General features: G+C 64.7%; 16 protein-coding genes. 9 read left to right on the top strand and 7 right to left on the bottom strand.

Annotated features, from left to right (window positions below; genetic code table 11):
- Window positions 1–312 precede the first annotated feature (312 nt).
- Window positions 313–2,481, top strand: a complete 2,169-nt coding sequence (locus tag C7I87_RS34505) for a malate synthase G (protein ID WP_149908400.1) — start codon at window positions 313–315, stop codon at window positions 2,479–2,481.
- A 54-nt stretch (window positions 2,482–2,535) separates the two neighbouring features.
- Here the strand turns inward: C7I87_RS34505 and C7I87_RS34500 are convergent, their stop codons facing one another.
- Together C7I87_RS34500 and C7I87_RS34495 are read right to left on the bottom strand one after the other, a co-directional pair.
- Window positions 2,536–3,639 (bottom strand): acyltransferase family protein, encoded by a 1,104-nt coding sequence (locus C7I87_RS34500; protein WP_149908399.1) that lies wholly within the window; start codon window positions 3,637–3,639, stop codon window positions 2,536–2,538.
- Window positions 3,640–3,843: 204 nt separating this feature from the next.
- Window positions 3,844–5,376: a YifB family Mg chelatase-like AAA ATPase gene (locus tag C7I87_RS34495; protein ID WP_149908398.1), complete on the bottom strand. Its 1,533-nt coding sequence runs from the start codon at window positions 5,374–5,376 to the stop codon at window positions 3,844–3,846.
- A gap of 448 nt (window positions 5,377–5,824) precedes the next feature.
- Between C7I87_RS34495 and C7I87_RS34490 the strand changes: the two genes are divergently transcribed.
- Entirely contained in the window at window positions 5,825–6,199 is a 375-nt protein-coding gene (locus C7I87_RS34490; protein WP_149908397.1) for a cupin domain-containing protein, read from the top strand.
- Between the two features lie 10 nt (window positions 6,200–6,209).
- On the opposite strand, the gene gshB is transcribed toward C7I87_RS34490, so the two are convergent.
- The 3 genes from gshB to C7I87_RS34475 all read right to left on the bottom strand — a co-directional run bounded on the left by gshB (window position 6,210) and on the right by C7I87_RS34475 (window position 8,599).
- On the bottom strand, window positions 6,210–7,154 hold the full coding sequence (gene gshB / locus C7I87_RS34485; protein ID WP_149908396.1) for a glutathione synthase: 945 nt from the start codon (window positions 7,152–7,154) through the stop codon (window positions 6,210–6,212).
- Between the two features lie 71 nt (window positions 7,155–7,225).
- Window positions 7,226–7,600 carry a GtrA family protein gene (locus tag C7I87_RS34480; RefSeq protein WP_149908395.1) on the bottom strand — a complete coding sequence of 125 codons (375 nt, stop codon included), beginning with the start codon at window positions 7,598–7,600 and terminating at the stop codon, window positions 7,226–7,228.
- Between the two features lie 3 nt (window positions 7,601–7,603).
- On the bottom strand, window positions 7,604–8,599 hold the full coding sequence (locus C7I87_RS34475) for a glycosyltransferase (protein WP_149908403.1): 996 nt from the start codon (window positions 8,597–8,599) through the stop codon (window positions 7,604–7,606).
- A 114-nt stretch (window positions 8,600–8,713) separates the two neighbouring features.
- Between C7I87_RS34475 and C7I87_RS34470 the strand changes: the two genes are divergently transcribed.
- The 7 genes from C7I87_RS34470 (at window position 8,714) to C7I87_RS34440 (ending at window position 16,660) form a co-directional block, all read left to right on the top strand.
- Window positions 8,714–10,558, top strand: coding sequence for a GtrA family protein (locus C7I87_RS34470; RefSeq protein ID WP_246696533.1), 1,845 nt, complete (start codon window positions 8,714–8,716; stop codon window positions 10,556–10,558).
- A gap of 175 nt (window positions 10,559–10,733) precedes the next feature.
- The gene (locus C7I87_RS34465) at window positions 10,734–12,083 is read left to right on the top strand and encodes a putative bifunctional diguanylate cyclase/phosphodiesterase (protein ID WP_149908394.1); all 1,350 of its coding nucleotides are present in this window, start codon (window positions 10,734–10,736) and stop codon (window positions 12,081–12,083) included.
- Between the two features lie 167 nt (window positions 12,084–12,250).
- On the top strand, window positions 12,251–13,018 hold the full coding sequence (locus tag C7I87_RS34460; RefSeq protein WP_149908393.1) for an SDR family NAD(P)-dependent oxidoreductase: 768 nt from the start codon (window positions 12,251–12,253) through the stop codon (window positions 13,016–13,018).
- On the top strand, window positions 13,015–13,968 hold the full coding sequence (locus C7I87_RS34455; protein ID WP_149908392.1) for a 2-dehydro-3-deoxygalactonokinase: 954 nt from the start codon (window positions 13,015–13,017) through the stop codon (window positions 13,966–13,968). Before C7I87_RS34460 ends, C7I87_RS34455 begins: the two co-directional genes overlap by 4 nt.
- Entirely contained in the window at window positions 13,965–14,603 is a 639-nt protein-coding gene (locus tag C7I87_RS34450) for a 2-dehydro-3-deoxy-6-phosphogalactonate aldolase (protein ID WP_149908391.1), read from the top strand. The genes C7I87_RS34455 and C7I87_RS34450 overlap by 4 nt, the downstream gene beginning before the upstream one ends.
- Window positions 14,603–15,478, top strand: coding sequence for an SMP-30/gluconolactonase/LRE family protein (locus tag C7I87_RS34445; RefSeq protein WP_149908390.1), 876 nt, complete (start codon window positions 14,603–14,605; stop codon window positions 15,476–15,478). Before C7I87_RS34450 ends, C7I87_RS34445 begins: the two co-directional genes overlap by 1 nt.
- 123 nt (window positions 15,479–15,601) lie before the next feature.
- A complete protein-coding gene (locus C7I87_RS34440; protein ID WP_149908389.1) occupies window positions 15,602–16,660 on the top strand; it encodes a D-alanine--D-alanine ligase family protein in 1,059 nt (352 codons plus the stop codon).
- 97 nt (window positions 16,661–16,757) lie between these two features.
- Here the strand turns inward: C7I87_RS34440 and C7I87_RS34435 are convergent, their stop codons facing one another.
- Window positions 16,758–17,045 carry a DUF1330 domain-containing protein gene (locus tag C7I87_RS34435; RefSeq protein ID WP_149908388.1) on the bottom strand — a complete coding sequence of 96 codons (288 nt, stop codon included), beginning with the start codon at window positions 17,043–17,045 and terminating at the stop codon, window positions 16,758–16,760.
- A gap of 27 nt (window positions 17,046–17,072) precedes the next feature.
- Window positions 17,073–17,756 (bottom strand): orotidine-5'-phosphate decarboxylase, encoded by a 684-nt coding sequence (gene pyrF / locus C7I87_RS34430; RefSeq protein ID WP_188394116.1) that lies wholly within the window; start codon window positions 17,754–17,756, stop codon window positions 17,073–17,075.
- Window positions 17,757–17,759: the final 3 nt, after the last annotated feature.

Below are 17,759 nucleotides of genomic sequence, written 5' to 3'. Positions count from 1 at the left end.
GTGAATCACAATGCCAGAATTGTGCAACAGGCCCCTTGTGGGGGAGATGGCCGGCAGGCCAGAGGGGGGCGCTGTCCCGCCAGCATCTCCGTTCTCCTTTCGCTCCTGCATTCTGGTTGGGATGAGTCCCGCGGCAAGAGTGGGCAACGTCGGTGATCCTTCGCGCCCCTCTCTGCCCTGCCGGGCATCTCCCCCACGAGGGGGGAGATTGGCTAACCGCCCAAAATGCCCCACCTTCACCCTAAGCCGAATTGACCCTGCACCCCTGACATGCCAAACGCCCCGCAAAGCCTTTCATCTGGAGAAGCCCTGATGACCGATCGCATCGAGATCGCGGGATTGCGGATTGCCCGCGAGCTGCATGACTTCGTCGTCGACGAAGCGTTGCCCGGCACCGGCATCGAAGCGGCGCGTTTCTGGGACGGGTTTTCGGCCATCGTCCATGATCTCGCGCCCAGGAACCGGGCGCTGCTGGCAAAGCGCGATGCCATGCAGGAAAAGCTCGACGGTTGGTATCGCGACAACGGCGCGCCAATCGACATGGAGGCCTACAAGGCGTTCTTGAAGGAGATCGGCTATCTCGTTCCGGAAGGGCCGGCCTTCAGCGTCTCGACCGACAATGTCGACCCCGAAATCGCCATCGTCGCGGGGCCGCAACTCGTCGTGCCGGTGATGAACGCGCGCTATGCGCTCAACGCCGCCAATGCGCGCTGGGGTTCGCTCTACGATGCGCTCTACGGCACCGACGCCATTCCCGAAACGGATGGCGCCGAGAAGGGCAAGGGATTCAACCCGGCGCGCGGCGCCAGGGTCATCGCCTGGGCCAAGGACTTTCTCGATCAGTCTGTGCCGCTCACCTCGGGCAAATGGGCAGGGGTAAACGGCCTGTCGGTCGCCAACGGCGCCCTGAAGCTCAGCGCCGGCGCCGGCTCGACGACGCTGGCCGATCCCAGACAATTCGTCGGCTATCGCGGCGACGCCGCCAATCCGCAAGCCGTTCTGCTGGTGAAAAACGGCCTGCATGTCGAGATCGTGATCGACCGCGCCAACCAGATCGGCCGCACCGATCCTGCCGGCATTGCCGACGTCATCCTGGAATCGGCACTGACGACCATCCAGGACTGCGAGGATTCGGTCGCGGCCGTGGATGCGCCGGACAAGGTCGTCGTCTACCGCAACTGGCTCGGCCTGATGAAGGGCGACCTGGCCGAGGAAATCAGCAAGGGCGGCAAGAGTTTTACCCGCAAGCTCAACCCCGACCGCGTCTACACCGCGCCCGCCGGCGGCACGCTGACCGTGCCTGGCCGCTCGCTGATGCTGGTGCGCAATGTCGGCCACCTCATGACCAATCCGGCGATCCTGGACCGCGACGGCAACGAGGTGCCGGAAGGCATCATGGACGCGGCGATGACGGCGCTGATTGCGCTGCACGACGTCGGGCCGAAGGGGCGGCGGATGAACTCCCGCGCCGGCTCGATGTATGTGGTGAAGCCGAAGATGCATGGGCCAGAGGAGGTCGCCTTCGCCGTCGAGATCTTCGACCGCGTCGAAGCCCTGCTCGGCATGGCCCCAAACACCATCAAGATGGGCATCATGGACGAGGAGCGGCGCACCACAATCAACCTCAAGGAGGCGATCCGCGCCGCCAGGGAGCGGGTGGTGTTCATCAATACCGGCTTCCTCGACCGCACTGGCGACGAGATCCACACCTCGATGGAAGCCGGCCCGATGATCCGCAAGGGTGACATGAAGCAGGCCGCTTGGATTTCCGCCTACGAGGCCTGGAATGTCGACACCGGTCTCGAATGCGGGCTCGCCGGCCATGCCCAGATCGGCAAGGGCATGTGGGCGATGCCCGATCTGATGGCGGCCATGCTGGTCGAGAAGATCGCCCACCCCAAGGCCGGCGCCAACACCGCCTGGGTGCCGTCGCCGACGGCGGCGACGCTGCACGCCACGCACTATCACAAGGTCGATGTGCACGCAGTCCAGGCGGCTCTGAAGAGCCGTCCGAAGGCCAGGCTCGACGATATATTGTCGGTGCCGGTGGCCGTTCGGCCCAACTGGACGCCCGACGAAATCCAGCGCGAGCTCGACAACAATGCGCAAGGCATTCTGGGCTATGTCGTGCGCTGGATCGACCAGGGCGTCGGCTGCTCCAAGGTTCCCGACATCAACGATGTCGGCCTGATGGAAGACCGCGCCACGCTGCGCATCTCCTCGCAGCACATCGCCAACTGGCTGCGCCACAAGGTCTGCTCGGAAATCCAGGTCAGGGATTCGCTGCAACGCATGGCCGCCATTGTCGACCTGCAGAATGTCGGCGATCCGCTCTACCGGCCGATGGCGCCGGATTTCGACGCTTCCATAGCCTTCCAGGCCGCCTGCGACCTGGTCTTCAAGGGGACGAGCCAGCCGAATGGCTACACCGAGCCGGTGTTGCATGCGCGGCGGTTGGAGCTGAAGGCGAAACAAGGCTGAACTGGCGCGCCATCTCGGCCCGGTCCGCCGCAGATGCGCTGTAGCTGTGCAAGATCACGCGTTTGCCGCCACCGCATCATCTTGGACGGATTCAGGATGGCTGCGGCGTGGCTTCAGCCGGAGAAGCGGCTGCTCCAGGATACGGTAGCTCAACGATGCCGCCAAAATGCAATGTGCCAAGCCTGCCAGGCAAGAAATGGCATAGCTTTCCGGGATGTGGGCCATCTGCATCAGAGCCTTGCCCTGATCGAATGACCAAGTATGGAAAACGTAGAGGCCGAAGGAAATCGTCCCGAGATAGGATAGCGGTGGCCAGCGCAGCAGGCGTGCGACGTTTTGCACATGCAGCGCCATATGAAGCAGTGAGCCAGCAAAAAGCCCGGCCGGGATATAGACCAGAACCGACCCGACGGGGGTGTGAATATAGGGCAGGAAAATCAGCCCGATCCCGCTCGAGAGAAATACAGCCGCGACCAGCGGCAGCAGTAGTCTCCTGGTCAGGCCCATTGCAACGAGGATTCCCACGATTGTCGATTCAGGCCTCAAGAGCGGCGTCATATAGACCGCCTGAGTTGACACTCCACTCAACGCGAACGCCACCCTTCCAAGCAGACACAATGGAAGAAGGCAAAGCAAACCGGTGGCAAGGGCGTGCCTACCAACGCTGAGATACAGGAGGAAGAGAAGCGGCAGCAGCAGGTAGATTTGGAACTCATAGGGCAGAGACCAGAGCTGGGCGGTGTATTGGATCGACGACCAATTGTCCGGAAACCAGGCGATGTAGTTGCCGACAAACGAGACCAGGCCAAGAAGCCACCCATAGGCAGCCGGGTTCTGGGGACCATAGGCGAGCAGCATCGCAAGCGGAAAGAGCACCATCAGCGGATAGATGCGCAGCAGCCTTCGTACGAAGAATTGGGAGATGGAAATTCTTCCAGTTCTGGTCCGCTCCTGTTCGAAGAGCCGAAAGAGCAAAAAACTGGATAGGGCAAAGAATATCTCGACCCCAACCCATCCTTGTCTTTGAACCATGACAACCGAGCTGTATTCGGCAGGCGCCGAAAAGTGGCTGAAGAACACCATGGCGAATGCCAGAAATCTGAGGCCGTCCAGTTGGTCGGTCCGAAGTCCGTCGAGGCTGCTTCTCGAAGAGGGCATGTTGCAAAACCTGAGAGAGCTTAGTGACGAATGGGCGCCAACCAGGCGTCAAGACCGCGCCATGATCCGAACGCTTCGAGCGCCACAGCAGGCAGCTAACAGAAGTTCGATAATTAACCTTTTACATTTGCAAGGAGATAACCAGTTCTTGGCGCCGCCGCGCGCGCCGACCGCCGGCGATGTCGTGCTCAGTGGCGCGGTCTTCTACGCCGCCTGCGCAACCCGCTCCGAGCTCATGCGGTATGAAATCGCCTCGGCCAGATGGATGCGGCCGACGGTCTCGCTGGCGTCGAGATCGGCCAGCGTTCTCGCGACTTTCAGGACCCGGTGATAGGCCCGTGCGGAAAAGGCGAGCTTTTCGCTGGCATCCTTGAGCAGCGACAGGCCGGCGGCATCGGGCATGGCGATCGCCTCGATGACAGCCGGCGCGCAATGCGCGTTGGTGGTGGCGCTGCTGACGCCGAGCCGTTCGAAGCGCTCGCGCTGGAGGGTGCGCGCGCGGCCGACGCGGAGTGCAACTTCGGCGCTCTTCTCTGCCCGATCGGGCCGGATCAGGTCGCTAGCCGAGACCGCCGGCACTTCGATCCTGAGATCGATGCGGTCGAGCAGCGGGCCTGAGATGCGCGCCTGGTAGTCGGTGCGGCAACGCTCGCCGCGCAGGCAGCGATAGCCCGGCTCGCCGGCCATGCCGCAGCGGCACGGGTTCATCGCCGCCACCAGCTGGATGCGCGCCGGATAGGTGACGCGGTGGTTGGCGCGCGCGATCATGCAGTCGCCGGTCTCAAGCGGCTGGCGCAGCGCATCGAGCGTCTGCGGCGTGAATTCGGGGAACTCGTCGAGGAACAGCACGCCGTGATGGGCCAGCGACACCTCGCCCGGCCGCGCACGTATGCCGCCGCCGACCATCGCCGCCATCGAGGCCGAGTGGTGCGGGGCGCGGAACGGCCGCCGGTCGGTCAGCTTGCCTTCGCCGAGCTCGCCCGCCACCGAGGCGATCATCGAGACTTCGAGCAATTCCTTCGGCGCCAGCGGCGGCAGGATCGACGGCAGACGCTGCGCCAGCATCGATTTTCCGGAGCCCGGCGGGCCGATCATCAGCAGGTTGTGGCCGCCGGCGGCCGCGACCTCCAGCGCTCGCTTCGCCGTCTCCTGGCCCTTGATGTCGGCAAGGTCGGGCAGGTCGCGCGCCGAGGCATGGATGCCGGCCTCGGGACGCGACAGCACCTGCGTGCCGCGGAAATGATTGGCGATGGCAATCAGGCTGCGCGGCGCGAGGATATCAAAATCCTTGCCGGCCCAGGCCGCCTCCGGCCCGCAGGCGAAGGGGCAGATCAGGCCCTTGCCCTCGGCATTGGCGCCGATCGCCGCCGGCAAGGCACCGGCGACCGCGGCGATCGTGCCGTCGAGCGACAGTTCGCCGAGCACGACATAGCCGGCCAGCATGTCGCCCGGAATGGCGCCAAGTGCTGCCATCAGGCCGAGCGCGATCGGCAGATCGTAGTGACTGCCTTCCTTTGGCAGGTCGGCCGGCGCCAGATTGACGGTCACTTTCTTCGACGGCATCGACAGGCCCGATGCATGAAGGGCGGCCTGGACCCGCTCGCGGCTCTCGGCCACCGCCTTGTCCGGCAGGCCGACGATGTGCATGTTGACCTTGCCGGGCGCGATCATCACCTGCACGTCGACCGGCACGGCCTCGATGCCCTGGAAAGCGACCGTACGAACCCGCGCCACCATATTCCGCCCCCGATGCCGTCGCCCCCCCAGCCTTTGTAAACAGGCCGCGAGCGACGTCAACGCAAGACAACCACAGATTTCAGCCCAGGGCAAGAACATTACATGAACAAAGAGGGCGGGCGAATGTTGTGGGAGAGGCCAGCCCGCCGTACCTTGGTTTGCCCGCGAGTCTTCTACTGGCCTCTGATCAAATCAGGAACAGCACCGGAACCTGTAAGCGTCCTGGTTGCACCGCGTTTGTATGAGGTTGCAAAAAGCGGAACATGGTTAAGACAAAATGAAAACAGGCTGCTCGGCTCGGCGCCGTCGGAGAGGGACGGGCACATTCGGCGTCACGTATTTTAGCGATTGCTTATAATTGTATGCGGGCCCGAAATGGGATATGAATCCGGCCGCGGTTCCGACAATCGCAACGTCAGGCTCCGCGTCGAGTACAGGGGAGGATGACATGGCCGGTGTTGAAGTCACCAAATTAGCATCCAAGTCTCACAACAGCCCGGATGAAGTTCGCACGCCGAACAAGACGCGCGTCGAAGTGGTGCGCCTTCCCGGCTATACGCTGGGCCGGCTCAACATGGAGCCGGGCTGGAAATGGTCGGAATGCGTGAAGCCGGTCGTCAAGACCGACAGCTGTCAGGTTTCGCATGTCGGCTACGTCGTATCGGGAACCATCACCATCAAGATGAATGACGGAACCCAGAAAACTTTCGAGCAGGGCACGTCCTATACAATTCCGCCGGGCCACGACGCCTGGGTGGAAGGCAACGAACGTTTCACCTGCATCGAAGTCATGAGCGCCGAACAGTATGCCAGGCCGTCGTAGGACGTAGGCGCTATTTCCCGCGCTTCGCTTCCACCGCGTCCCAGAACAGGCTGGCGATGTCGGCGCCGCCGAAGCGTTGCACTTCGCGCACGCCCGTCGGCGAGGTGACGTTGATCTCGGTCATGTAGTCACCGATGACATCGATGCCGACCAGGATGAAGCCGCGTTCCCTGAGCGACGGCCCGATGCGGGCGCAGATCTCGCGCTCGCGCGCCGTCAGCTCGGTTTTCTCGGCGCGGCCGCCGACATGCATGTTGGAACGCGAATCGTGCTCGGCCGGCACCCGGTTGATGGCGCCGACCGGCTCGCCGTCGATCAGGATGATGCGCTTGTCGCCCTTGCGCACGTCCTTCAGGTAGCGCTGCACGATATAGGGCTCGCGAAACAGCTGGCCGAACATTTCAAGCAGCGAGGCGAGGTTGCGGTCGGCTTCCAGCAGATGGAAGATGCCGGCGCCGCCATTGCCGTAGAGCGGCTTGACGATGATGTCGCCGAACTCCTTGCGGAAGGCGGCGACCTCGAGCGGATCCTTGGTGATCAGCGTGTCCGGCATCAGGTCGGAAAACTCGGTGACGAAGATCTTTTCCGGGCTGTTGCGCACCCAGGCCGGGTCGTTGACGACCAGCGTCTTCGGATGGATGCGCTCGAGGATGTGGGTCGTGGTGATGTAGTTCATGTCGAAGGGCGGGTCCTGGCGCAGCAGGACGACGTCCATCTCCGACAGGTCGGTTCGCACCTTCTCGCCCAGCGAATAGTGGCTGCCCTTCTCGTCACGCACCGTCATCTCTTCGATGCGGGCAAACACCCTGCCGTCGCGCAGCGACAGCCGGTCGGGCGTATAGTGGAACAATTGATGGCCGCGCCGCTGCGCTTCCAGCGAGAGCGCGAACGAAGTGTCGCCGGCGATCGACACGGTGGAGACATGGTCCATCTGGACGGCGATTTTCAGCTTCATGGCGGATCCCCAGCGCAGTCAACGCAAGCGATATAAGGGTCGCGGCGCCATCTGCCAATCGGGCCACGCCGTTAACGGTCGAAGACCAGCCGCGAGTAGCCCAGGAAGGACAGCGTCATGGCCACCAGCGAAGCGATGGCGAGAGCGATGAGAGGCGAGGTTGCCGGCACCGCGAACAGGATGGCCGAGTAGACAGCATAGTTGACGATGCTGGTGGCGACGCCGACGCCGCCATAACGGGCGCCCTCCCGAGTCATTCCCCTGCTCGACGGCGAGAAGGTCAGATGCCGGTTGATCTGCCAGGTGACGCAGAGCGCAAAGCCGATCGACAGGATGCGGCTGACGAAGGGCCCGAGCGGCGTGACGGCGAGCAGCAGCCAGAGTGCGGCCGCATCAGTGACGAAGCCGATGCCGCCTGCGAAGACAAAGCGGACCACGCGTTGCATCGGTCAGGCCGCGCGCGAGGCCTTGCCCGGCTTCTGAACCACGTCGCCCTGGCGGCGCTCGACACGGCCCGAAGGCATGGAGAGATAGAAGATCCGCTTCTGTTCGGCGCGCCCACGCGAGACCGAATCGAGGATCAGCCCTGTCACCGCCGCCAGCATGGAAAGAAGCAGCAGGCCGACCGACAGCACCCATGTCGGCATGCGCGGAACGAGGCCGGTTTCGGCGAATTCGACCAGCACCGGCGCCATCAGGAACAGGCTCGAGGCCAGGAAGAACAGCGAAAAGACGCCGAAGAAGCGCAGCGGCTGCGTCTCCTTCATCAGCATGGCGAACATCCACAGGATCCGGGCGCCGTCGCGGAAGGTCGACAGTTTCGACGACGACCCTTCCGGCCGGTGGCCGTAATCGAGCGCGATTTCGCTGATCGGCAATTTGAGCTGCGAGGCGTGCACCGACATTTCGGTCTCGATCTCGAAGCCGCCGGAGACGGCGGGAAAGCTCTTGACGAAACGCCTGGTAAAGACGCGGTAGCCGGAGAAGATGTCGGTGAAATCGCTGCCGAACAACCATTTGTAGAGACTGTTGAAGACACGGTTGCCGAAGGCATGGCCGGCGCGGCCGGCATCGTCGGTGACGCCGCGTCTGGTGCCCACCACCATGTCGGACCGCTCGGTCAAGAGCGTGTTGATCAGCTGCGGCGCGTCGTCGGGCGCATAAGTGCCGTCGCCGTCGGCCATCACATAGATGTCGGCGTCGATGTCGGCGAACATCCGCCGCACCACATTGCCCTTGCCCTGGCGCGGCTCGCGAACCACGATGGCGCCGGCCGCGCGGGCGCGCAGGGCCGTCAGATCCTTCGAATTGTTGTCGTAGACATAGATGGTTGCCGCCGGCAGCGTCTCGCGGAATCGCCGCACCACCTCGGCGATGGTCAGCTCCTCATTGTAGCAAGGCAGGAGCACGGCGATGATGGGTTCATGGCTGATGTCTTGCGGCATTTTCGTCTCCGATGCCTTGTCGACCATGCGGTCGCGCTCCGGAAGCCGGCCGCGTTCAGGCGGTTTTACTATTTATTGAAGCCGTTAAGGCTAGGTTTAAGGCTGACTTCACGAGTGTCGATTGGTCTGGAAAGGCCCGGCATTCCCGCCAAGGGCGATCGGATGGGCACAGCAAGGGGAACTTCCACCTGGAAGTCCGATATCGCGTTCGCGCTGCTTGCCGCCTTGCTGCTGCTGGCGCTCGAGGCGCAGCAGGGATTCCCGCAACTTGCCAATCCGGCGGGCGACAATGACAGCCTGCTGCAACTGGTCGAAGTCCGCGACCTGCTGGCCGGCCAGGGCTGGTTCGACTTGCACCAGTACAGGATGGGACTGGAGGGCGGCTTCGTCATGCACTGGTCGCGGCTGCTCGACGCGCCGCTGGCGCTGAGCATCCTTGCCGCTTCGGCCCTGACCGGCAGCGCCGCCTTGGCCGAACAGATCGTGCAAGTAGTCTGGCCTGCGCTGCAGTTCTGGTTGGCGGTCTTCTTCACCATCCGCGCCGCGCGCGCTTTCGCTGGCGCGTCCGCCGTGCTGCCCGCCGCCGTCGTCGGCGGCGCGGCCTTGTATTACATTGGGATTTTTTGTCCCGGCGCGCTCGACCATCACAATGTCCAGCTGATGCTGACGCTGGCCAGCCTCGCCTTGCTGCTCGAGGCGCCCACGCACCGGCCGGCCGCTCTTGTCGCGGGCATTTGCGCCACGCTGACCCTGGCCATAGGCATGGAAAGCGCTCCCTATGCCGGAGCCCTCGGCGCCGTCGTCGCACTGCTGTTTCTCGGCAATCGGGAGGGTGAAAGGCTGATCGCCAGGGATTTCGGCCTTGGCGTTGCCGGCGCCTCGGCTCTCGTCTTCGCCGCTACCAGCCCGATGTCGTCCTGGGGCCAGGCCCAGTGCGACACGTTCTCGGTCGTGCAGTTCGCCGTCACAGGTCTTGCCGGCACCGGTCTAGCAATCATTGCTTCATGGCAGGCCGCCAATGCGACGGCCGCCCGGCGCCTTATGTCGCTTGGCCTGCTTGCCGTCGTTCTCTCTCTCGTTATTGGGCTCCTGTTTCCGCAGTGTCTGGCGGCGCCCTATGCCCACCTCGACCCGCGCCTGCAGCAGATGTGGCTCGGCTATATCGAGGAGGCACAGTCGATCGTTCAGCTCGTCGCCGACGATCCGGCAAGGGCCGTGGCACGTTTTGCCACGCCCCTGGTGGCGATCGTCCTGATGGCGCTCCACTTCAGCCATGGCGGCTGGCGACGCCAGGACAGCCTCGTCGCCGCGCTGCTGATGGTGGCAGTCCTGGTCAGCGCCTGGGAAGTGCGCGGCTCGACCTTCTCCATCGCCTTCGCCGTGATCCCGCTTTCGGCCTGGATCGCAAAATGGCGGCAGCGGGCGGAGGCCAGCCCGTCCAGCGGTTCCGTGCTCAGGATGGCCGCGGCCTGGTTGATCTCCGTCAATGCCATCTGGTCGGGTGCCGCCGAGGCCGCATCGAGCGCCTTCGCAACCGCAGCACCCGCCACGGACGCCAGCATCGATGCACCCTGCAACAGCAAGGCCTCGTTCGCCGTGCTTGGCGCGATGGCCCCCACAACGGTCCTTGCCATCTCCAATCTTGGCTCGCCGATCCTCGCCTTCACCGGTCATCGTGTGTTCGCCGGGCCCTACCATCGCAACGTCGCTGGAAACCTGCTCGTGTTCGATGCCTTGCTGGGCTCGTCCGCCGACGCCAAAGCCATCGTCGAAAGCCACCATGTCGGCCTTGTCGCGCTGTGCCGCGACAACCCGGAAAGCCGGCTGTTCGCGGCCAAGGCGCCGAATGGCTTCCTGGCCGCACTAATGCGCGGCAGCGTGCCCGATTGGCTGGAGCCGGTGGCAGAGACCAGGGGTAGCCCCCTGGAACTCTATCGCGTCATCAAGCCAAACGGCTGAAAATCCGGGTGCTTGACGTATGTTGTAGCCGGCTTCACGAAGGTATCCGGATCCCGTTTTTTGGGATCATGCTCCGGCTATAAAAATCGATTCAAGCGATACGTTTCCTAAAGGGTTTGCTGCCAGTCTCGCAAATAAATTCCGACGACAAAAGCAGGGACGAACAGGGACACCGATGCAAACTCCGTTTGGCACCGGTCAGGCAAACAGGGAAAGCACGGATCTGGCCTTCACCGATCCGTTGACCGGGCTTGGCAATCATCGCCGCTTCTTCGACAAGGTCGATCGCCTGATCAGCGATCGCGCCGACGATCCCGCACCCTTCACCGTCGGCATTCTCGACCTTGACGGATTCAAGCCGATCAACGACCTGTTCGGTCACAAGGCCGGCGACGACATCCTGATCCAGGTCGCGATGCGGCTGCGCGCCTCGATGGACGGCCATTCGACGGTCTGCCGCATCGGCGCCGACGAATTCGCCTTCCTCTATCCCCTGGTGTTCTCGGAGGAAGCGGCGGCGGAAAAGTCCCGCATGCTGATCGAGATCCTGTCGGCACCCTATGATGTCGGCGAACGCACCGCCAGGCTTTCCGCCTCGGTCGGCTGCTCGCTGTTCTATTCCGGCGACGAGACCACCGAGATCCTCGTCAACAAGGCCGAAACGGCGCTTTACCATGCCAAGCGCTCCGGCCGTGGCCGAGTCGTCATCTACACCCGTGAGATGGAAGAGGCCGCCAAGCGCGTCACCCGCATCGAGCAGGCGCTGCGCCGCGCCGTCTCCGCCGGCGAGGTGGAGCCGCACTTCCAGCCGATCGTCGACCTCACCACGCGCCGCACCATCGGCTTCGAGACGCTGGCGCGCTGGACCGACCGAGACCTCGGCGCGGTGCCGCCGACCGTCTTTATTCCCATCGCCGAGGAGCGCGGCATCATCGGCCCGCTGTCGCAGCTGGTGCTGCGCAAGGCGACCGAAGCCGCCAGGAGCTGGCCGAAGGACCTGTTCCTGTCCTTCAACCTGTCGCCATCGCAGCTCGTCGATCAGAACACCGGCCTGCACATTCTGGCGATCCTCGATCGCACCGGCTTCGATCCGCGCCGGCTGGAAATCGAGATCACCGAAACCGGCCTGATGAACGACCCGGCCTCGGCCGCACAGATCGTCGAGGATCTGCGCCGTGTCGGCATCCGTGTCTCGCTCGACGATTTCGGCACCGGCCAGTCTTCGCTCGGCCGCCTGCGCGAATTCCATTTCGACAAGCTCAAGATCGACCGCGCCTTCGTTTCCTCCATTCTCGACGACCGGCCGTCCGAACACATCATCCGCGCCATCCTCGCCATGTGCGAAGGGCTCGGCATGGACGTCGTCGCCGAAGGCATCGAAGAGGAAGCACAGGCCGACCGGCTGGTCCAGTTCGGTTGCGCCGGCGGACAAGGCTATCTGTTCGGCAAGCCGGCCGATGCCGACGCCACGTTGGGCTATCTCCGTGATTCCTTCCGTGGCGCCTTGCGCGCCAAGGCGATCTGAGCGGCAGGTTTCGGCGTTGCCCGCCATGCGGCGACGCCGTTTGGCGGGTCGCGCGCGGGCGCCGTCGCCTTTTTGTCAGACATAAGCCCGAAATAGCGTCTTTTCGCCCTTGCCCGCCGGACGTGTCTGGCTAGGATGCGCGCCGGTTGACCCGGGAGACGAAAATCATGATGCCATCGGCGCGTTTTGCCGACCTCGAAGGCGCTTCGGTGCTGATCACCGGCGGCGGCTCCGGCATCGGCGCGGCGTTGACGGAAGGGTTCATGCGCCAGGGCGCCAAGGTCGCCTTCATCGACATCGCCGATGCGCCAAGCACCACGCTCGCCGACCGCATCGAGAAGGAGCTCGGTCGCCGACCGCTCTATCTCAAGACAGATCTGCGCGACGTCGAGGCGCTGCGCGCCACTACGGCGAGGGCGGCCGAGGCGCATGGCGATGTCACGGTGCTGGTCAACAACGCCGCCTGGGACGAACGCCACGCCGTCGAGGACGTCACCGTCGAGTTCTGGGACAACAATCTCGCCGTCAACCTGCGGCCGCATTTCTTCACCGCGCAGGCCGTGGCATCAGGCATGAAGCGGGCCGGCGGCGGCTCGATCATCAATTTCACCTCGACCTCCTATCTCATCAACCATCCCGACATGCCGGCCTATACCGCCGCCAAGGCTGGCATCCTCGGCCTCACCAAGGGTCTGGCCGGCAAGCTCGGGCCGGACCGCATCCGCGTCAACGCCGTCGCGCCTGGCTGGGTGATCACCGAGCGGCAGCAGGAGCGCTGGGTGACGGAAGAAGCGCTCACCGCTCACGTCGCCAAGCAATGCATCAGGGACGTCATGCGGCCGGACGACATGGTCGGCACGGTACTGTTCCTGGCCTCGGATGCCTCGCGCATGCTGACCGCGCAAATGCTGATCGTCGATGGAGGCTTCCTGTGAGCTCAGCCAGCAACGTTCCGGCAGTCGCGGCGCTCGACTGGGGCACGACCCGGCTTCGGGCATGGCTGGTCGATGGCAGCGGCAAGGTGCTTGCCGAGCGTCGCGGCGACGACGGCCTGATCACCGCGCGCGAAAAGGGCTTCGCCAACGTGCTGGAGGGGCATCTGGCAGCGATCGGCGCGCCGGAGGAATTGCCCGTTATCATTTGCGGCATGGCCGGCTCCCGCCAGGGCTGGCTGGAGGCGCCCTATGTCAGCGTGCCGGCGCCGCTAGGCGCCATTCTCGGCGGCGCCGCCCGGGTGCCTGATCAGAAACGCGACATCCGCATCGTCCCCGGCCTTGCCCAGCGCCTGGCCGATGCGCCCGACGTCATGCGCGGCGAGGAGACGCAGCTTGCCGGTGCCGGCCTGCCGGCCAAAGGCCGCGACCTCGTCTGCATGCCCGGCACCCATTCGAAATGGGTGCTGGTCGAGGATGGCGCCGTCGCTGGTTTCGGCACCTGGCCGACGGGCGAGCTGTTTTCCGTGCTTGGAGAGCACTCGATCCTGCGCCATTCGCTGGGCGAACATCCCAGCCCGGTTGCTGCCGACAATCCGTTCTTCCGCCGCTGGTGCGAGATTGCGCTGGGCGAGGGTGGCGACGTCACCTCGCGGCTGTTTGCCATCCGCGCCGCCGGCCTGCTCCAGGATCTCAAGGCCGAAGACGCCGCCGCCTGCCTGTCAGGCCTGCTGATCGGCGGCGAGATCGCCTCCGCCAGACGCAGGCACGGCGCCGGCGCGACAGCGGTCGTGCTGGTTGCCTCGGGCGCGCTGGCCGGGCTCTACCAGGCCGCGCTCGGCCTTGCCGGGCTCGGCCTCCGCACCGTCGACGCCGACGAAGCAGTACGCGCCGGGCTGATCGAAGCCGCGCGCGAGAACGGCATGATCGCCAGAACCGGAGCCGCCATATGAGCCAGACCGCACCTTTTCCCGAGCTCAAGCGCGGGCTGGTCGCCATCCTGCGCGGCCTGAAGCCCACTGAGGCGATCGCCATGGGCCAGGCGCTGTTCGACGCCGGCATCGAGGCGATCGAGGTGCCGCTCAACTCGCCCGAGCCGTTCTCGTCGATCGCCAGGATCGTCGAAGTGCTGCCGAAAACGGCCCTGGTCGGCGCCGGCACGGTGCTCACGGCCGCCGATGTCGACAATCTTCACGACGCCGGCGGACGGCTGCTGGTCAGCCCCAACATCGATGCCGAGGTAATGGGCCGCGCCAGGACATACGGCATGGTCACCATGCCCGGCGTGTTTACGCCCACGGAAGCCTTCCAGGCGATCCGGCTCGGCGCCTCGGCGCTGAAATTCTTTCCCGCCAGCGTGCTCGGCGCATCGGGCATTTCCGCGATCCGGGCCGTGCTGCCGGCGCAGACGCTGGTCGGCGCGGTCGGCGGCGTTTCGGAGAAGGACTTTGCCGGCTACAAGGCGGTTGGCGTGACGGTGTTCGGGCTCGGCTCCAGCCTGTTCAAGCCAGGCATGAGCGTCGACGACGTGGCGGCGCGCGCTCACGCCGCCGTCGCGGCCTGGGACGCAGCATTCGGAGACGCATGATGAGCGAGGTTTCGGTTTTTTCCGACCATGTCTGCGAGCTCGGCGAAGGGCCAAGCTACGATCCCGCCACCGACGCGCTGTTCTGGTTCGACATCGTCAACGGCCAACTGCTGGAAAAGCCCGTGGCCGGCGGCGCGCTCAAGATCCACGAGCTTGGCCAGATGGCCAGCGCCATCGCCATCATCGACGACAGGCGCCAGCTGATCGCCACGGAGACCGGCCTCTTCGTCCGCGACGTCGCGACCGGCCAGATGACGCTGCATACGCCTGTCGAGGCGGACAACCCCCTTACCCGCTCCAACGATTCCCGTGTCCATCCCTGCGGCGCCTTGTGGATGGGGACGATGGGCAAAGGCGAGGCAAAGGGTGCCGGTTCGATCTACTGGTTCTTCAAGGGCGAACTGCGTCGTCTGTTTTCGGACATCACCGTCTCGAACTCGATCTGTTTCTCCGGGGATGGCGCGCTCGCCTATTACACCGACACCTCGACCGGCCTGCTGATGCGCGTCGCCTGTGACCCGGCGACCGGCCTGCCCGACGGTGATCCGAAAGTGTTCGTCGATCACCGCTCGTCCAAGGGCTATGTCGATGGATCGGTCATCGACGGCGACGGCGTGCTGTGGAATGCCGTCTGGGGTGGCAAGGCGGTCAAGGCCTATTCGCCCGACGGCACCTTGCTGCGCGAAATTGCGATGCCGGTGACGCAGCCCTCCTGCCCGGCCTTCGTCGGCAGGAACGCCGACCGGCTGGCGGTGACGTCGGCCTGGAAGGGCAAGGACGACAAGCAGCGCCAGCTCGATCCGCAGGCGGGCATGACCTTCCTGCTCGACATCAAGGTCAACGGCCGCTTCGAGCCGCGCGTGCTGATCGCCTGAATAGAGGCGGCGGATGAAAGCCGGCGTTGTCACGCAACCGTCCGGGACGGTCGGTTTCGCGAAAGCCCGTGGCATGCGCCGTGCCATGCTGGGCGATCGCATTTGCCGGGATTCATTCATCGCATGTCCAGCCACAAGCCAAAGCTGATCCTTGTCTACGAGCCCGAAAAGGCTTGCTTCGACCGTCTGATCGCCGACGGCTACGCACCACAGCGCGCCACTGAAATCTCGTCCTATTTGGCGCAGTCGACGGACCTCGCCCCTGAATTCGGTGCGCTTGCCGATGCCTGCGCGGCGCGCGGCCTGTCCTTTGCGCCCGTGGCACTCGACGATGCCGCCGGGGCGCTTGACGGTGAGGATCCGCAAAGCACGCTGGTCTGGACACTGTCCGACGGCATCGCCTATTTCCGTGGTGGCGTGTCCCCGGCGCTGGCGAGGCTGGGTGGGTTCAAGACGATCGGCGCCGACGATTCGCTCTTCGCGCTCTGCCAGGACAAGTTCCGCTCCGGCGCCGTGCTTGGCGCGCTCGGCCTGCCGGTGCCGCAGGCGGGTCTCGCCCGGAATGGAAACTGGCTGGTCGAGCCGCCGGCCTCCGCGGCCGGCTGGTTCGTCAAGCCCAACCGGCTCGGTGCCAAGATCGGCATCTGGCCGGATTCGCGCGTAACCGATCTCGGCCACGCGCTGGAGCTTAGCCGGCGTGTCTTCTCCGCCTATCGCGATGATGTCGTCGTCCAGCCCTATGTCTCCGGCCGCAACGTGCGCGCCTCCTTCCTCGGGCTGACGCCGCAAGTTGGTGTCGAGGCGCTTGGCATCGCCTTTGTCGAGTCAGGCGCGGACTTCCAGACCATGGCCGACAGCCTGGCGCTTTACGGTGACACCGGCGAGGCGGCGAAGGCTGCCGGGCACTATGCCGAACCCGAACTCGCCCCGGTCGCGGACAGCCAGCCGGTGGCCGATGCCAGGATACGCGCGATTGCCAAGCGGTTGATGGATGGGCTCGGCCTGCGCGACGTGTTTTCCGTCGACCTGCGCGTCGAGGCCGACGATACGGTCCATCTCATCGAGTTCGAGGTCTGCCCCGGCCTGCCCTGCTTCGATTTCCGCGCCTATTGCCGCCAGCAATGGGGGCTGAGCCTGGCCGACGCCATGGCTGAAACCGCGGCGAACAGCCTCTTTCGCTGATGCATGTCGCCCAAAAGTGACCTCGGTTTTGGGAAGACGACATGCATAAGACAAGACCTGAAGCGCGTCGCCTGAATCCGTTTCGACGCGACGCGCTTTAGATGCCTTCGACCAGCACGATCTCGCCGTCGGCGACCTTCTGGCGGATCGCCACCGCGCGCTGATACTCCGGCGAGTGATAGCAATCATGCGCGGCGGCGAGCGACGGAAACTCGATAATGACATTGCGTGCCCGCCCTGGGCCCTCGGCTTTCTCATGCTCGCCGCCGCGCGCCAGGAATTTCGCTCCGAAGCGCTCGAAAGCCGGCTTCGACGCCGCGACGTAATCTTTGTAACCTTCCGCGTCGCGTACATCGACGCGGGCGATCCAGTATCCCTTGGGCATTCTCTTCCTCCTATCCATGCGGGCTCGTCAGGCCGAGCGCATCTCTTCGAGTATCGCCTCCGCCGCCGCGCGCCGGTCGCCGGCTGCGACGATCGGCCGGCCGACAACGAGGTGGCTGGCACCGTTGCGGATCGCCTGCCCTGGCGTCACCACGCGCTTCTGGTCGCCATGGTCGCTGCCCGCCGGCCGGATGCCGGGCGTCACCACCGCCATGTCGGGGCCGACGATGCGGCGCACCGCTTCGGCCTCCGCAGCCGAGCAGACGATGCCGCCCATGCCGGCATGCAGCGCCTGTTCCGAGCGCCTCAGCACCAGCGTGTGCGGGTCATATTCATAGCCGACATCGATCATGTCCTGTTCGTCCATCGAGGTCAGCACGCTGACGGCGAGCAGGCAAAGCTCGCTGCCGCGCGATGCCTCCACCGCCGCGTGCATCGCCTTGGGATAGGCGTGGATGGTCAGCATGGTCATGCCCATCTTGACGATGTTCTCGACGCCCTTGGCCACCGTGTGGTCGATGTCGAGCAGCTTCATGTCGAGGAAGATTTTCGTCCCGCCGCTGGCCAGCTCCCTGGCGAAGTCGAGCCCGCCGGCAAAGGCCAGCTGATAGCCGATCTTGTAGAAGGAGACCACGCCGTCGAGCTCGCGCACCGCCTGCTCGGCTTCCTTCACGGTCGGCACGTCGAGGCCGACGATCAATCGGTCTTGCATCGT

The sequence above is a fragment of the Mesorhizobium sp. SARCC-RB16n genome (genome assembly GCF_008520305.1).
Classification (GTDB): Bacteria; Pseudomonadota; Alphaproteobacteria; order Rhizobiales; family Rhizobiaceae; genus Mesorhizobium.
The sequence above is the reverse complement of the archived record's forward strand: the minus strand, read 5'-3'. Positions and strand labels throughout refer to the sequence as shown.

Coding starts and splice junctions, on each gene's coding strand:
- C7I87_RS34505 (WP_149908400.1), top strand. CDS start 313: ATGACCGATCGCATCGAGATCGCGGGATTGCGGATTGCCCGCGAGCTG.
- C7I87_RS34500 (WP_149908399.1), bottom strand. CDS start 3,639: ATGCCCTCTTCGAGAAGCAGCCTCGACGGACTTCGGACCGACCAACTG.
- C7I87_RS34495 (WP_149908398.1), bottom strand. CDS start 5,376: ATGGTGGCGCGGGTTCGTACGGTCGCTTTCCAGGGCATCGAGGCCGTG.
- C7I87_RS34490 (WP_149908397.1), top strand. CDS start 5,825: ATGGCCGGTGTTGAAGTCACCAAATTAGCATCCAAGTCTCACAACAGC.
- gshB (WP_149908396.1), bottom strand. CDS start 7,154: ATGAAGCTGAAAATCGCCGTCCAGATGGACCATGTCTCCACCGTGTCG.
- C7I87_RS34480 (WP_149908395.1), bottom strand. CDS start 7,600: ATGCAACGCGTGGTCCGCTTTGTCTTCGCAGGCGGCATCGGCTTCGTC.
- C7I87_RS34475 (WP_149908403.1), bottom strand. CDS start 8,599: ATGCCGCAAGACATCAGCCATGAACCCATCATCGCCGTGCTCCTGCCT.
- C7I87_RS34465 (WP_149908394.1), top strand. CDS start 10,734: ATGCAAACTCCGTTTGGCACCGGTCAGGCAAACAGGGAAAGCACGGAT.
- C7I87_RS34460 (WP_149908393.1), top strand. CDS start 12,251: ATGATGCCATCGGCGCGTTTTGCCGACCTCGAAGGCGCTTCGGTGCTG.
- C7I87_RS34450 (WP_149908391.1), top strand. CDS start 13,965: ATGAGCCAGACCGCACCTTTTCCCGAGCTCAAGCGCGGGCTGGTCGCC.
- C7I87_RS34445 (WP_149908390.1), top strand. CDS start 14,603: ATGAGCGAGGTTTCGGTTTTTTCCGACCATGTCTGCGAGCTCGGCGAA.
- C7I87_RS34440 (WP_149908389.1), top strand. CDS start 15,602: ATGTCCAGCCACAAGCCAAAGCTGATCCTTGTCTACGAGCCCGAAAAG.
- C7I87_RS34435 (WP_149908388.1), bottom strand. CDS start 17,045: ATGCCCAAGGGATACTGGATCGCCCGCGTCGATGTACGCGACGCGGAA.
- pyrF (WP_188394116.1), bottom strand. CDS start 17,756: ATGCAAGACCGATTGATCGTCGGCCTCGACGTGCCGACCGTGAAGGAA.